This window comes from Scytonema hofmannii PCC 7110, assembly GCF_000346485.2.
Taxonomy (GTDB): Bacteria; Cyanobacteriota; Cyanobacteriia; order Cyanobacteriales; family Nostocaceae; genus Scytonema; species Scytonema hofmannii.
This window is the reverse complement of the sequence record NZ_KQ976354.1, coordinates 3,974,701-3,989,300: the sequence shown is the minus strand read 5'-3', so window position 1 is coordinate 3,989,300 and position 14,600 is coordinate 3,974,701. Positions and strand designations below refer to the sequence as shown.

Here is a 14,600-nt window from a genome sequence, read left to right as displayed (position 1 = left end):
AATGTATAACAAGCTTGAAAGTGGACCAGGTCTGATTTTTTTAAGCCAAATAATAGTTCCAAAAGTTAGTTTATATAATTATTCAAATAAACAAGATTTATCAAAAGTTAGTAAAAGCTTAAGCCAATTAAAGTATAATTTATCACTTCCTATAGTTTGCATGTCCGAGGAAGAAGATAAATTCTTTCTGCTAACAGGGTTTCCAATATATGAATCTGCTAAAAAAATTGGTTTAGAACAAATCTGGGTACTCCTTATAGCTGATAAAAAAAATGAGGCTGGCAAGTTAATTCAACAATTTAATTTGCAATCTAAGCTAAATGAAATAGTAATTGATTCGGAAGATTTTACAGATTTTTTGGATTTTTTAAATAACCCAACGTCTCCTCTTACCGAGATTCATGGCATAGGGGAAAAATACTCTCAGAAGATAGTATCGAAACGCCCTTATAAATCAGGAGAGGATGTACAAAAACAGCTAGGTTCTAAACAGTCATTGAAATGGCTAACAGCTTATAAAGAATGGAAAAACAAAAATAAATCTCCGACATAATACAGCAGCAGTTTAGACTATGTTTTAAAAGTGGGGGCTATTGTAAGAAAACTTGTGGTGTAAATTGCCCCTCAAATTCGGCTGACACCGTCAGCCGAATTATAATATTTTTACTAGTAAACTAATGATAGTGGTTTTCAGTTGGCTGCAATACATTAAAAATGGTCTTGTGAAACGGGTAGGACGCCCGTTTTAGGCGGGCTTTTCAGTCCGCCCCACAAGAACTCTGTATTGGGTTCAACTGAAAAGCGGTATAATAGTAAAAAAGTCAACAGTTTTGATTACTCGCCAAGCTTGGATAAACCAGGGTGATATCACAAGTTTTTTAAATTCAACGTGCTATTACCAGTGCAACAGCATACCCAGAGATAGAGGATAAAAAATAACTCCTGAAAGCGATTGCACATCTTCATGAATGAAATCGTACTATTTCAGGAGTTATTATTCAACCTTTCTATTTATTGTTCAACCGAATTATTCATCCATAAATGCCTTGCGCCCCTACCTGCGTCTTACTCCACAGTCACAGACTTCGCTAAATTCCTCGGCTGATCCACATCCAAACCGCGAAGTGCTGCAATATGATAAGCCAGCAATTGTAAAGGAATGACTGTGAGAATGGGAGACAGCAATTCATTAACATGAGAAACAGGGAGAATATCATTAAAAATTTCTCCTGCTTCTCCATCATTCACTGGTGTCACGCCAATTAAACGAGAATCACGGGCTTTCGCTTCTTGAGAGTTAGAAATCACTTTTTCATAAACACTACCAGGCATTGCGATCGCAACAACTGGCACTTTTGCCTCCAACAAAGCGATCGGTCCGTGCTTCATTTCTCCAGCTGGATATCCTTCTGCATGAATGTAACTGATTTCTTTTAACTTCAGCGCCCCTTCCAAAGCAATAGGGAAATTAATCCCTCTCCCCAAAAAGATAAAATCTTTAGTTTCTGCAAAATCATGAGCCAATTGCCCAATAGAATGCTCTTGTTTTTCCAAATTTGCTTCAATTTCTCCGGGGATTTGCCGCAACCCATCAATAATTTCCTGTAATTCTGTAGGCGAAATAGCCTGACGGAGATATGCCAAATCTAATGCCAAAGCATAAAACGCCATCAATTGAGCAATAAAAGTTTTCGTCGCCGCTACCCCAATCTCAATTCCTGCAAGAGTGTTGATAATTTGAGGTACCATATGACCCAAAGTACTTTCCGGACGATTGGTGATCCCCAACAACCGGGCTTGATACTTCGCTTCTTTACCTTGGCGGCGTTCTTGTTCCATTGCCAAAGCTGCTAGGGTATCAGCCGTTTCTCCAGATTGGGTAACGCCGATAGTTAAAGTATTCGCTGTCAGTGGTGATGGAGCGTAACGATATTCCGATGCGTAACACACCTGAGTGGGAATACCAGCTACTTGTTCTAGCAAGTGTTTCCCTACCAATGCTGCATGCCAACTAGTTCCACAAGCAACAATTTGGATTTGTTCTAAATCGGTGTAAATTTGTGTAGATAAACCAAGGTTAACTGGAGATTTCGTAGAATCACCTGCATTCCAATCAGCGTTAAAGTAAGCTTCCAAACAAGCCCTCACAACTCCCGGTTGTTCGTAGATTTCCTTAAGCATGAAGTGCTTGAATCCCTGCTTTTCCACCATTGTGGGATTCAAGTTCAGCAGGCGGGGCTGTTTCTTTAACCTTTCTCCAGCAAAATTGTAAATCTCTACTCCCAAAGGCGTGAGACGTGCTATTTCTCCGTTTTCTAGCGGTAATACCGCACGAGTATGGTTTATGATCGCTGGCGTATCAGACGCACAGAAAAATTCCCCTTGCCCAAAACCAATCACTAAAGGCGCTTGCTGTCGAACAACAATCAGTTCGTCTGGATAATCGGCGGAAATAACTGCGATCGCAAAAGCCCCCTCTAATTTATTGACTGTTTGGCGAACTGCTTCCAGGAAAGGAGAGGGGGAGAAGGGGAGAGAGGGAGAGGCTTCTTTCAAAAATTGGGCGATGAGGTGAGGAATAACCTCAGTATCCGTCTCCGAGCGAAACTGGTGTCCCTGTGTTTTCAAATGTTCGCGCAATTCACGGTAATTTTCCACAATACCATTTTGCACCACCGCCACACGCAATGCCGTATCCATGTGGGGATGAGCATTATATTCCTCTGGCTTACCGTGAGTTGCCCAACGAGTATGACCAATACCAATCTGAGCAGGAGTTTCGACTTGTTCTAGCTTAGAACGTAAATTGTAAAGCTTACCCTTTGCCCGAACACAATTAACATCACCTTCCCATATCGTGGCGATCCCCGCAGAATCGTAGCCCCGATACTCCAGTTTTTCTAGCCCAGATAGCAAAATTTCTGTTGCCGCTTGAGTGCCAATATAACCAACGATGCCGCACATTGCTTAAATATATAACTACTATTTAAACCAGTATAGTTGTTAACACATTGAACTACCGTGCCTAATCCCTTCGGGAAGGCCGCAGTACCCTTGTGGCAATTTTCGATGGTAGCGTTTCGGCAAAAAAACATGGGTCAAAGAATAATATTGGGCATAAGGCATAGGGTATTGAATCAATGCCCAATACTCTATGCCCCATGCCCAACAATCCTAAAGTTGATTGCTATCTAGAGACTTTTTTACCAGTTTCCAGATAAATTAGTAAGCCAGACCCATACTGCGAGTGGTTTCAGCACCCAAGTAAACCCGGATGCTTAAAAAGTCGGTGGGACAAGCAGTTTCACACCGCTTGCAACCCACACAGTCCTCTGTACGGGGTGATGAGGCAACTTGCGCCGCTTTACAGCCATCCCAAGGCACCATTTCTAGTACGTCTGTGGGACAAGCACGGACACATTGTGTGCAACCAATGCAGGTATCGTAGATTTTTACGGTATGAGACATCGAAAAAAAGCTCCTTTGCTATTTTTTTTAGTGCAAAAGAATCCATAATCATGGTTAGTTTACTGCAGTGCCTTGACCTTCGTAATTAAAAGGCTACATAACTTTAAACAATGTAATAAGCACTTTTCGATAGCCGAGCACCAGCAGTCACTTTAAATTTAAATAAGATGTTTAAAGCTGTTGAATAGCTTGCATAGACTCAATTCTAGCTTTTTAGAAATTCTCTATGCTTCACTCCTTTTTATCCAAAAAATGAAATTATAAAGATGTATGAATAAAAAGTCAATCAGAACAAGAAAAAAAGGTGAGTGACATATGCCACTTCTTAAGTATCAACTTCTCGTAGAAATAAAAACTCTATGCCTTCTAAATAATTCTATTTTTTAAAATAATGTAATTAAATGTAAAAATATTTAACAAATTTCCCCACTGTATTGCGTTATTGCTTTTTTCTTCCAAGAAACTGAACGATCTCATCAGCCTTGTTTTGTGTGTCCCGATCCCCGACTTCTTGAAGAAATCGGGGATCTAACTTTTCACGAATAATATAGCGTGCGCTATTTTTGCACACTTTAGCTCAAACCAATGTTTTGGGTGTTATTGAGAAGAGCACAAGATATCAAGAGATTTTACAGAGTGTAAACTAATATAAAGAGGTTACTCATTATCTTGTTTGTACCTTAAACCTTGCCAATCTCGCTCTTTTGCCAGGAGGCGTCTCTTTTTGGACATAGATGACACCGATTTAGGAACGAAACATGAAAAAACAGACTAGTGTAAATGTATACTTGTACGAAGTGAATTTTTACAATTTATTAGGAAATCGTTAACTATAACATAAACTCAACGAGCTAACACAATCTCCTACGTTACCATCCTATTAATGTAAATACCATTACAAATGCCCATGGAACCAGATTCTCTACCAACCGAGGTCATTCTGACACATCCACGTCAGACTATTGGAAATGTCCAACTTGATTGGACACCACAACCTGGAAATTATCTTGACCTTGAAGGAAAAACCTATGCTGTGTTAGAGCGTCGCCACCGCTACCAATTAAAGGCGGGGCGCTATCGGTTGCAAAAAATTGCTCTTTACGTGCAATCTGCAACACGCCCAAATGAGAAAAGTTTTGTGGGAGGACGCTGGGTTATTGGTGATGCAACTTGCCGCTATAATGCTCATTCAGAAATGATGCGCTGTGCAGTTAAACCAGACGGACCCTGTGAAACTTGCCGCCACTACGAAAGAATAAATGCTGAATGCTAAAACCTTCCATTCATCATTAATAATTCATAATTCACACAAAAACTTCTCCCACGACTAAACGCGTACCATTAATAAAATCCCACCCTGACTGAGGACGTTTGCCAGCAGGTTGAACTTCTCGCAGGAGTAACAAACCATCTCCAGTTTTTACGATCGCTCCGATCCCCTTGGCAATGCCGACAACTTCCCCTGGGTTACCCGACACTGCTGATAAATCCGGCAATTTCTTTTGTATTGCTTCCATTTCTAGTGGTAACTCATATCCGTAAGTAGAGCCAAGGGGCGCAGTAGCAGTAATTTTTAAAGGTTGATTGCGAAAAGTTGTCACACAGTCAGGGTAAAAGCCTCTAATTTGATTGTGTAACTGTATTGCACTTTTTGACCAATCCAACCGATAATCATCTTTTGTAATCATTGGTGCATAAGTCGCTTCAGAATTATCTTGAGGGATTGGTTCCCCTTCCTGGCGTTTAAGCTTCAACAAAGTCTCCACCAATAAATCTGCACCTGCGATCGCAAGGTTTTTTGCCAAATCTTGGGCATTATCCAATAATCCTATGGGTGTTGTGGCTGTTAGTAACATTGCACCAGTATCCATCCCCTCATCCATCAACATAGTTGTGATACCAGTTTCAGTTTCGCCGTTATACAAACACCATTGAATGGGGGCTGCTCCTCGGTACTTTGGTAAAATTGAGCCATGTACATTGATGCACCCCAACTTGGGTATATCTAAAATCTTTTGCGATAGAATTTGCCCGTAAGCGACAACAACAAATGCATCAGCATCTGCTCCTCGAAGTTTGGTCAAAGTTTCAGCATTTTTTTTCACCCTTTGGGGTTGCCAAACGGGCAAACTTGCGAAAGTCGCAACTGCTTTGACTGGTGAGGGTGTCAATTTGTTCCCGCGTCCGCGCCGTTTATCGGGCTGTGTCACAACTGCTATGACTTCAAAGTCCGGATGGTTCAGCAGTTTTTCTAGAGTAGGTACGGCAAAATCAGGAGTTCCAAAGAAAACTATTTTCATAAGGGTCACTGGTCACTGGTCACTGGTCACTGGTCACTGGTCACTATTATTTGACAAATTGGTTGGTTTTTGAAAAAAAAAGGTGGCTTTGTAGGGTTATAATGATTTCGCTAGAACACAAGTTAGCACCATTAGCATCTGCTTTAGCCAAGTTTAACTTGTTAGCGATCGTCCGCAATGGTCATCAACCTTCTCTCTTTGTCTCAAAGTAGAGATTAGCGAGTCAAGAGATGGCGTGAAAGCGTAGAAAGCGCTAAAGCGATGATGCAAAGCGCTATTATTTGTGCAACGCAATTAAATAGACATTTCCGAAAAAAATGTAGAGACGAGCCATGGCGCGTCTAATTAATTTCTAGAGATGTCTAATACCAAATTCTATAGTCTCCAAACATTCTGAGTCTGGAAACGACCTTTCAAACCAGAGGTGCTTCTCCACAACTGTTGTAACTGAGTCATGCAGTTTTGGCAGTTTGATTATCGTGTCTTCCCTTCGGCTGGATATCAGAAGCGATCACAAAATTGGCTTGGAGACAAGTTTCGATTGGCAAAATTTTAAACTAATGCCATACTTGTACCGAGACTGGTATCTATAGTGTGGTATCAAAATATAAACAACTGATTCCCACTCGTGACAGTCAGACTAAGTACGTACTACGCACTTGCTGTAAGTGTTAGCATCTTGCTAATACACAGATAATCATTGAGCTATGCCTCATCCCGGCAGTGCAAAGTGTTATTACCAGCACGTGTAAAAGGCTATCCTCTATTTGGTCTGTATAAATACTTGTTCGCAATTTCTCCCAAACATCAGTAACAGCAAAGCGTAGAAAAAGATACTCAATTTTGTAAAAGTATGCGAAGTTTGAGTAAAAAATCTCGTTAAATTGGGAGTTCCTTGTTATACCTATTATTGATAGTCTGCCCGATTGCTGTATCAGGCATTCCTCCTCACACAGCAACCGCCCTTTAGAGAGTCAACAAATGCTGAAACACCCTATGTTGTCAGGATGGTTAAGCGTGCAACCATTCCAAAAGTATGTCATTTTTGTGATGCTGATAGCGCCCTTAATGGCGACGTCGGCTTACTCTACCTTGGCAAAACAAACACAAGCAGCTAAGCTTACCCCCGTAACACCAGACTCTGATTCAGCGTCATCTGACTCTGTGTCAAAAGAAACGGCTGCTAACGGTGAACAGAATTTAGATGAAGTAGCAAAAATATCTCAAGAGACTTTTGCCTCTAAATCACTTGCCACACCAACGTCTCTAGCTGCAGTTAACCAACTGCAACGATCGCATAACGAACTTGAGGCGTTGATAGAAAATGATTCTCTGTCGAGAGAAATTCCTGAAGCTGATGAAGATCTACTCGCCGCAGTTCAACTGGCTCCATCAAGCATCTTACAGGAGTCCAAGAGCGAAAACCTGTCTGAAAGCGAGTTAGACCTGGTGCAACGCTTGAAAGCTGCTAAAGTACAAGTCCTAGCAGCCAAGAACAATGACTCCGCATCCAAACAATTTTTGGTGGCTGAAGTCTTGGAAGCAGCTACAGTTGCTCCTTCAATAAATAAATTAAAACCAATCACATCTGTTCCTGTTGTTGAACAGCCACCAGAAGGCGCTCTTGTACAACAAGATCCCGTGGGAAGCCCCCATCCCATTCCTTGGCAATGGATTCAATCCACCCAAGAATCTATTGGTTCTAAGGGTGCTTCTGGAGTACGTTACTATCGCAGCGTACCCGTCATCTCTCCCGATGGACGATATGCAGCCTACAGTCGCGTACAAATAGAAGTTAAACCAGAAATGCATAACACCCGCGTTAGTAGCGTTCTATTTGTAGAAGATAGACAAACTAAAAAGTTACGAGTGGTCAGCTCAACTTCTGATGTAAACGATCCCTTACTCAAAGTGAGTGTCACATCAACAGAAGGCGACACGCAAGGAACTATTGGAGTTTTGGTTCCTGTAAGCTGGTCGGAGAAAGGCGATCGCTTTTTAGCACGTAAGTTTGAAGGCTACATGAACACGTCTGATGTGACAGATCGCGCTGTTATTTGGGATCGGAACAACGGTCAATCTCAGAGCGTTACACCCTCCCAAAACGAACACAAGCATGAAATTGCCGTCTTGTTGGGTTGGAGTAAAGCTCAACCAGAACAGGTATTATTCCGTGCAGGCGAATTGGGCGAAGAAACATGGCCAATGGTCGCTGTTGCCTATGATGGTTCAACCATAGCGGCAAATAATACAGATGAACCAGTAACCTTTGGGCAAAAAGTGAAAGGGGTGTGGGGAGATCCTCCAGTCGCCTATAGATAGTTTAAGAAAAGGTTAATGAATTCTAGATATACTGACTTCACATCCGATGTCAAAATATACTATCTGAAAGCAAATCAATGTTAACTTAAATAAATTGCCAAACGAGAATCCCGGAAAGTTCTATGTACCGGGTTTCTCAATTGTTAATTAATATTGCCCCCTCAGGAGAACAAAATATTAGGTAAGGTACTGCTCACATACATGGAGCTTGCGGCTTAGCCTCCCTACTCCCTACTCCCTACTCCCTACTCCCCACTCCCAATTCTCAAAACATCAGAATCCGTTAATTTCTACTGTTTTGTCAGCATCAGCACGGAAAAGCTGCGTCTAACTGATGGCTGGTACCTGAATCATAGAAAAAATCAATTTGCCCTATGGAAAAGATTTTGATATGACAGCATATGTTAGGTGAAATATTACCACAGTCTCTGGTTTTAAGTTTAAGCTAGTGGATTAGGAACCATCCGATGAATTTCGGCAAAGAATAGTGATGAATGAAGCTGATACCCCTAAAAATGAAGCTTTCGTTGAACCATTAAAATCGAGTAACTCGCCACAACCGGAACCTGCAAGTTGCCCGTTTTACTCTGTTTTGCCTGATGAAACCACAGCGATCGCAAAAGTTCCACTACTAGCACCAGCACAAGATAAGGGATGTGAGAAAGATATTACATCGGATGGTGCTTCTGGCGAAGACTGGGTTGCAGAACCAGATAGTGACAAACAGCAGATGATAGACTCTGAGTTCAAGAAATTATTGGTCTTGAACGAAGAACTGCGCTTGAGCAACGATGACTTGTACAACCAAGTGCAGCAGCTTAAAATGACTTTAAGTGAGTCAGAAAAGGCTGTAGAGTGGCAGAAAAAGCGCTCCAGTGTCACAGAGTCAATGCTCAGCCAACAAGCACAGGAACTGGCGGCGGCTCAAGAGCAAATCAGGTCTTTATATCAACAATTGGAAACTACAACTGCAAGCGCTCAGCGCCAAGAAAGTTTAGTCGAAAGCTCTAAAGCGCAATTAGAAATTAACCAGCAACGCCTTGCCCAACTAGAGCGGGAGTGCGCTCTTATTCAATCTAACTATAACGAACAATCCCATCACTTAGTACAAGCAGAAACCACTTGTCGAGAGTTACGGACTCGGCTGATGCGACAGCAGCGCCAGACTTTACAATTCAAAGCAGCGCTAGAAAAGTGTTTGGAGACCCCGGTTCCTAGCTACGACTCCCTTGATGATAACGACCCAGGGAGCAAAGCCCCAAGACCCCCTAAGTTGGTTAATTCCTTATTTACCTACACGCAACCAATTAGACCTTGGTCAGGAGAACAGAATTCATTTACAGACGATGAAGATAATCCTTGGTTTGAATCTTCATCACCTGTTCAGAAAGGAGAAAGCACATCTCCCAATCAACCATCGCCTTGGGACACCTCAGATGAGGAAGAAGAAGAAATCCCATCCCCAACACAAACCACCGACACCGACGTAATAGGAACAGGCGCTATACCAGAGTCTAGCGACTTAGATCGGCAGTTAGATGGGGTCATCCAAATGTTCTTTACAGCGAATTCTGCGCCTGCACAGCCAGCATCTCCTGTAGAAGTGCATGAAGACAACACACCAGCATCGGCGGCTATCTGGGAAACGACTGCCACACATTTGGCAGAAGAACCAGAAGAACCAGAAACAACTCCAGTATTTACGAATGAAACTCAACCAGAGGAATGTGTAGATCTATGGTCAGACCAAGCACCAGTTCTCGAATTATCAGAAACTGCTGTTTCCCACGTGCAACTGATGAATGATTCTGCCAACTCCAATTCCCCCTCACCCCTACTTTATCCACACCGTCCGCCAAAAAGACGAAAATCTCTCTCATCTGTTGAATTGCCAAAGTTTAATAAGGATGCTAGTAGTTAGTGGTTAGTGGTTAGTGGCTAATTTTGAATTAACAACTAACAACTAACAATTAACAATTAACACTGAATTTGTGCTTCTGATGTCACTTTTGTTGCTTGGCTTTGAGTGCGTCCTACACCTGTGGTGAGAGCATAATTAATTGCGAGGAGTTGCAGCCACAATGCTGGGTAGCGTGGTTCTAACCAGGAACTCGTTTGACGCAGCAACTGTGGGAACCATCCTTTTAATAAAGCCCTCACTAGGGTATGGCGTCCAAAGTCAAAATAATTGCCCGTCCACTTGATTAAATCCCTAACACCAGCGAGTTCCCAAATCCACAGCAGTAATGTTGGATTGTTTTTTGCTGCTTTCCATGCCAGTTGATTAAATGTCCACCAATCAAATCTATCTTTGATGAAGTTATCTGCTACTTCTGGGGGTTCGTCTGCTAACAAACCAAAAAAGTTGTTGAGCATTGAGTTAATTCTCTGAGGTGGTAAGAATTTCTCGGTAGGAACCATCATTCCTTTAGAAAACATCCAGGTGACAGCAACATTACTCTGGAAAGCACGGATTTTATTTAGGTGCTGTACGCGCAGTAAGTCGTGTTTAAGCGCGACATCTAAAAGGGTTGTTAAGCGTTCTAAGTTGCGAACTAGAGAACCAAAACCTGTGAAAACTAAGGGAGACTGTAGCGATGCTGCATCTCCTATTGCTATCAAACGGTCAAAAGCAACCGTGCGATCGCGACTCCCTAGGCTAAAATGTCCTGGTATGTAGCCAAATGTTGGCTTTTTCCACACCAGTTTTTCCATATTGCAACGCCGATACTCTGGCAGAATTGTGAAAAAATCTTCGTACATCTCTAACAGAGAACCTGGGTTTTTAGCATTGACTTCATGGTAATGGAATAAGTAAATTGTTAGTTCCTCATTTGCCCCAGGAAACAATTCCCAAATCAATTGCCGTCCGCGTGAAATATCTCCATGACTGTTAAGAACATCTCCATATTGAGAATTCCACACTCCAGGTTCAAATCCTTTCTCAATCACTGCTCCTACTGTAGGGCATACACTATCAAAGGCACGACCCCCATTCAATTGCCATGCGATTGGTGAAGCTGTTCCCATTGCATCTACGAGTAGTCGCCCACTCACCTGTTTATCCGTTTGGCTTGGTAAATGCTTGACACTAAGCACAATTTGTGTATTGTATACATCCGCTTTCACAAACTCCGTTTCATCCCAAATCTCACCACCAGCAAGGCGCAACTTTTGCCCGCAGAGTTGCAGTAATTTCTCAGACTCCAATCCTATGTTAAGGACTGTGGGCGTATGCAAAATCGATGCTTTGAGATTTTTGGGATTATTACCATCAAAAAATTTATTGAATCCGTCTTTATACTCCCGTGCAATACAAGATTCCACTTCTGAAGGTGTGAGTAAGCCCAAGTTAACTAAACTTTGAATTTCATCACGAGATATATTCCATTCGCGATTCATGCGTCCAAAAGGCAACCGTTCTATTAGCAGCACTCGATAACCCAGTTTTGCCATCACAGCTGCATGAATAATGCCAAGCGCACCGCCGATGTAGATTAGGTCATATGGAGGATTTTGGATTTTGGATTTTGGATTTTGGATTTTGGATTTTGGATTGGAAGTTTCTTTTTCCCAGTCCTCAGTCTCTTGTCCCCAGTCCCCAGTATGAGAAAACACCACTTGACGCGGTTGCTTGGGATGACGCACACCTTCACGCCATTGTTTTTCCCACCAGTAGACGCGTTTGAGATCATACTCCCCGTTTGGCATTTTTTGAAAAAATTTGACAGTAAGAGGATAATATGGTGCAAGTGCCTCAAAAATTGATGCTTTTGATAAATCAACGATTGGTGGTTCAGGATAATTGTGAGGAAATCGGCGGCGAATCTCGGTGGTAAGGCGCTGAAGAATTTGCCGCTCTTTTGGGAATGGTTTGTCTGCCCAACGGAATGCTTTCAAGTAAGTTGTTCGCTGTACCGACCAAACAAATACAGATAATTCTATCGGTAACTTTTCCGAGATTTTCTCGTTAGTAGTTGTAGTATTTGGGGTTCTTAAGCGAAAGCCTTCCGAAGTCAGCAATTTTTCCCCTATTGCCGGGTCAAAATGAGTTTGCAACCAATCACAAACAGCAGATGTGTCGGGAGTAGGGATTTCTAAATACAGTAACTCTCTCATTTTTTCTAGAATCTCCAATAAATCTATGTATTAAGACAGATTTAACAAAAGGCTAAATCACGGTAAACTCCGCCCTATTACTTGAACAAAATTCAGTAAAGAAACTTTAAGAGGTTCTCATATTTATTATTCATTTTGTTTTTCTGTAAACATTACGCCATGAATTATCCCATCCCAGACAGTCCTCAAGAAATCTTTGCTTTACGACACAAACCTGCTGTTGATGCAGAAGTGGTTGCTGCCGCAATTGCTGGTGTCATTAAAATTGTTCGCGCTCAGGGTCAATCCTTAGAGGAGGTCACTGCCCAACTCCTTGCTGACGATAGTTTGCTCGACATACAGCAGAGACGCTGGCTGAGCAAAGTCGTTGCCCAAGTCTGGGACAGTTTTTCTCAAAATGGATAGTGGTTAGTGGTTAGTGGTTAGTGGTTAGTGGTTAAGAGTTCAACTAACAACTATCCACTAACAACTAACAACTATCCACTAACTCATTAACGCCACCTCAGCTTGAGAGTGTAGCAATAAACCGTATTCCAAGCCCTCAACAACAGCTTGATAGGAAGCTGCCAAAATGTTGGTCGAAACTCCCACAGTAGTCCAGCGTTGATGCCCGTTGCCCGATTCTACTAAAACTCGGGTTTTCGCTGCTGTCCCTGTATGCCCGTTCAAAATTCTCACTTTGTAATCTGTCAGTTCAAAGGAAGCAATTTGCGGGTAGAAATTCACCAAAGCCTTGCGTAATGCCGCATCTAATGCCGCAACAGGTCCATTCCCTTCTGCAACTTCCAGAATATCTCTACCACTCACAGCAACTTTTACAGTCGCAAGCGCACTTGTTGTTTCTTCACCTTGAACTAAGTCACAGTGAACTTGGAAGCCTTTAACTTCAAAGAAGGACTGACGGTTTCCTAAAGCCTCGCGCATTAACAACTCAAAACTTGCTTCTGCTGCCTCAAATTGATATCCTTCATTTTCTAAAACTTTGAGACGTTGCAGAATTTGCCCGGTTTTTGGATTGTTTTTATCCAGTTCAATCCCAAAAGTTCGTGCTTTCGCTAAAACGTTACTCACTCCTGATTGTTCGGAAATGACTATCCGGCGACGATTTCCGATTTTTTCTGGTTGTATGTGTTCGTATGTGAGGGGATTTCGTTCTACCGCCGATACATGAAGACCACCTTTGTGAGCAAAAGCCGAACGTCCTACAAAAGGAGCATGTTCGTCAGGCGCAAGATTCACAACTTCGCTGACAAAGCGGCTGGTTTCTGTAATGTGAGATATTTTGCGATCTTCAAGACACTGATAACCCAATTTTAACTGCAAGTTGGGAATTAAAGAACAAAGATTGGCGTTGCCGCAACGTTCGCCATATCCATTTATCGTGCCTTGTACCATTTTTGCCCCTGCCATGACAGCAGCTATTGTGTTCGCAACTGCTGTATCTGAATCGTTATGAGCATGAATACCTAATAGGGGGATTGTTCTTTGTTCTTTGTCATTTGTCATGGGTTTTTGACTCATAACAAATGATAAATGACTGTTGACGGCTTGGACAGTTTCAGTAATTTCATGGGGCAAAACACCACCATTGGTATCGCAAAGAGTTATCCACTCAGCACCAGATGCGATCGCAGTCTCTAATGTTTGTAAAGCATAATCTCGATTGTGCTTGTAACCATCAAACCAATGTTCTGCATCATAGATAACACGACGCCCTTGACTGCGAAGATAGTCAATTGTGTCTTGAATCATGGCCAAATTTTCTGCCAGTGTTGTTTTCAGCCCTTCGGTCACTTGTAAATCCCAGGACTTCCCAACAATCGTGACCCAACGAGTACCAGCCGCCAGAATTGCTTGGATCATTGGGTCTTCTGAAGCTATTTTATTGGGGCGTCGAGTAAAACAAAAAGCAACAATTTCTGCTTGAGTCAAGGGTTCTTCTTGAAGATGCCAAAAAAACTGCACGTCTTTCGGATTTGCACCAGGCCAACCACCTTCTATAAAAGGAATTCCCAATCGATCTAGTCTGCGGGCAATGCGTAACTTATCTTCTATAGAAACTGATAACCCTTCGCGTTGAGTGCCATCCCGTAACGTGGTGTCATAAATCCAAAGCTGTGATGATGAATTTGCAGTCATATGATGAGGATTAAGAGACAACTTGCAATGAAAATGGGCATTGGGCATTGGACTTTCATCCTTTACCCTTGTTGAAGGAGTTACGCAGTTTTCCCCTGTTTGCCACAGACTCAATCTGAGTCCCTTGGGTATTATAAGGTGATTCTTCTTTTCCTCTTTCTTCTCTTCTCCTGACGGAGACGCACTCGCGTTCGAGACGCTTCGGGATGCCGTTCGGCGCTAGCCGTGGCGTCAGCCATTGGCTATGCTCGG

10 protein-coding genes are annotated in these 14,600 nt (G+C 42.4%); 5 read left to right on the top strand and 5 right to left on the bottom strand.

Annotation, left to right across the window (positions count from 1 at the left end; all coding sequences use genetic code 11):
* The first annotated feature begins 1 nt into the window (after position 1).
* On the top strand, positions 2–553 hold the full coding sequence (locus tag WA1_RS16260; protein WP_017746496.1) for a hypothetical protein: 552 nt from the start codon (positions 2–4) through the stop codon (positions 551–553).
* 512 nt (positions 554–1,065) lie between these two features.
* Here WA1_RS16260 and glmS read toward each other — a convergent pair.
* Both glmS and psaC read right to left on the bottom strand, forming a co-directional pair.
* Positions 1,066–2,964 (bottom strand): glutamine--fructose-6-phosphate transaminase (isomerizing), encoded by a 1,899-nt coding sequence (gene glmS / locus WA1_RS16255; RefSeq protein WP_017746495.1) that lies wholly within the window; start codon positions 2,962–2,964, stop codon positions 1,066–1,068.
* Positions 2,965–3,222: 258 nt separating this feature from the next.
* A complete protein-coding gene (psaC, locus tag WA1_RS16250; RefSeq protein WP_010997613.1) occupies positions 3,223–3,468 on the bottom strand; it encodes a photosystem I iron-sulfur center protein PsaC in 246 nt (81 codons plus the stop codon).
* 907 nt (positions 3,469–4,375) lie between these two features.
* Here psaC and WA1_RS16245 point away from each other — a divergent pair.
* Positions 4,376–4,741 (top strand): DUF6464 family protein, encoded by a 366-nt coding sequence (locus WA1_RS16245; protein WP_017746494.1) that lies wholly within the window; start codon positions 4,376–4,378, stop codon positions 4,739–4,741.
* A gap of 31 nt (positions 4,742–4,772) precedes the next feature.
* Here WA1_RS16245 and fmt read toward each other — a convergent pair whose 3' ends face one another.
* Positions 4,773–5,768 carry a methionyl-tRNA formyltransferase gene (gene fmt / locus WA1_RS16240; RefSeq protein WP_017746493.1) on the bottom strand — a complete coding sequence of 332 codons (996 nt, stop codon included), beginning with the start codon at positions 5,766–5,768 and terminating at the stop codon, positions 4,773–4,775.
* A gap of 981 nt (positions 5,769–6,749) precedes the next feature.
* Here fmt and WA1_RS16235 point away from each other — a divergent pair.
* Positions 6,750–8,090 carry a hypothetical protein gene (locus tag WA1_RS16235; protein WP_026135006.1) on the top strand — a complete coding sequence of 447 codons (1,341 nt, stop codon included), beginning with the start codon at positions 6,750–6,752 and terminating at the stop codon, positions 8,088–8,090.
* Positions 8,091–8,580: 490 nt separating this feature from the next.
* Complete coding sequence (locus tag WA1_RS16230; RefSeq protein WP_017746490.1) at positions 8,581–10,011, top strand: hypothetical protein; 1,431 nt, start codon at positions 8,581–8,583, stop codon at positions 10,009–10,011.
* A 56-nt stretch (positions 10,012–10,067) separates the two neighbouring features.
* Here the strand turns inward: WA1_RS16230 and WA1_RS16225 are convergent, their stop codons facing one another.
* Entirely contained in the window at positions 10,068–12,209 is a 2,142-nt protein-coding gene (locus WA1_RS16225; RefSeq protein ID WP_017746489.1) for an NAD(P)/FAD-dependent oxidoreductase, read from the bottom strand.
* Between the two features lie 159 nt (positions 12,210–12,368).
* Between WA1_RS16225 and WA1_RS16220 the strand changes: the two genes are divergently transcribed.
* On the top strand, positions 12,369–12,614 hold the full coding sequence (locus WA1_RS16220) for a hypothetical protein (protein WP_017746488.1): 246 nt from the start codon (positions 12,369–12,371) through the stop codon (positions 12,612–12,614).
* Between the two features lie 78 nt (positions 12,615–12,692).
* Here the strand turns inward: WA1_RS16220 and cimA are convergent, their stop codons facing one another.
* Entirely contained in the window at positions 12,693–14,348 is a 1,656-nt protein-coding gene (gene cimA / locus WA1_RS16215) for a citramalate synthase (RefSeq protein WP_017746487.1), read from the bottom strand.
* Positions 14,349–14,600: the final 252 nt, after the last annotated feature.

Coding starts and splice junctions, on each gene's coding strand:
- WA1_RS16260 (WP_017746496.1), top strand. CDS start 2: ATGTATAACAAGCTTGAAAGTGGACCAGGTCTGATTTTTTTAAGCCAA.
- WA1_RS16225 (WP_017746489.1), bottom strand. CDS start 12,209: ATGAGAGAGTTACTGTATTTAGAAATCCCTACTCCCGACACATCTGCT.
- cimA (WP_017746487.1), bottom strand. CDS start 14,348: ATGACTGCAAATTCATCATCACAGCTTTGGATTTATGACACCACGTTA.
- WA1_RS16230 (WP_017746490.1), top strand. CDS start 8,581: ATGAATGAAGCTGATACCCCTAAAAATGAAGCTTTCGTTGAACCATTA.
- psaC (WP_010997613.1), bottom strand. CDS start 3,468: ATGTCTCATACCGTAAAAATCTACGATACCTGCATTGGTTGCACACAA.
- WA1_RS16235 (WP_026135006.1), top strand. CDS start 6,750: ATGCTGAAACACCCTATGTTGTCAGGATGGTTAAGCGTGCAACCATTC.
- glmS (WP_017746495.1), bottom strand. CDS start 2,964: ATGTGCGGCATCGTTGGTTATATTGGCACTCAAGCGGCAACAGAAATT.
- WA1_RS16220 (WP_017746488.1), top strand. CDS start 12,369: ATGAATTATCCCATCCCAGACAGTCCTCAAGAAATCTTTGCTTTACGA.
- WA1_RS16245 (WP_017746494.1), top strand. CDS start 4,376: ATGGAACCAGATTCTCTACCAACCGAGGTCATTCTGACACATCCACGT.
- fmt (WP_017746493.1), bottom strand. CDS start 5,768: ATGAAAATAGTTTTCTTTGGAACTCCTGATTTTGCCGTACCTACTCTA.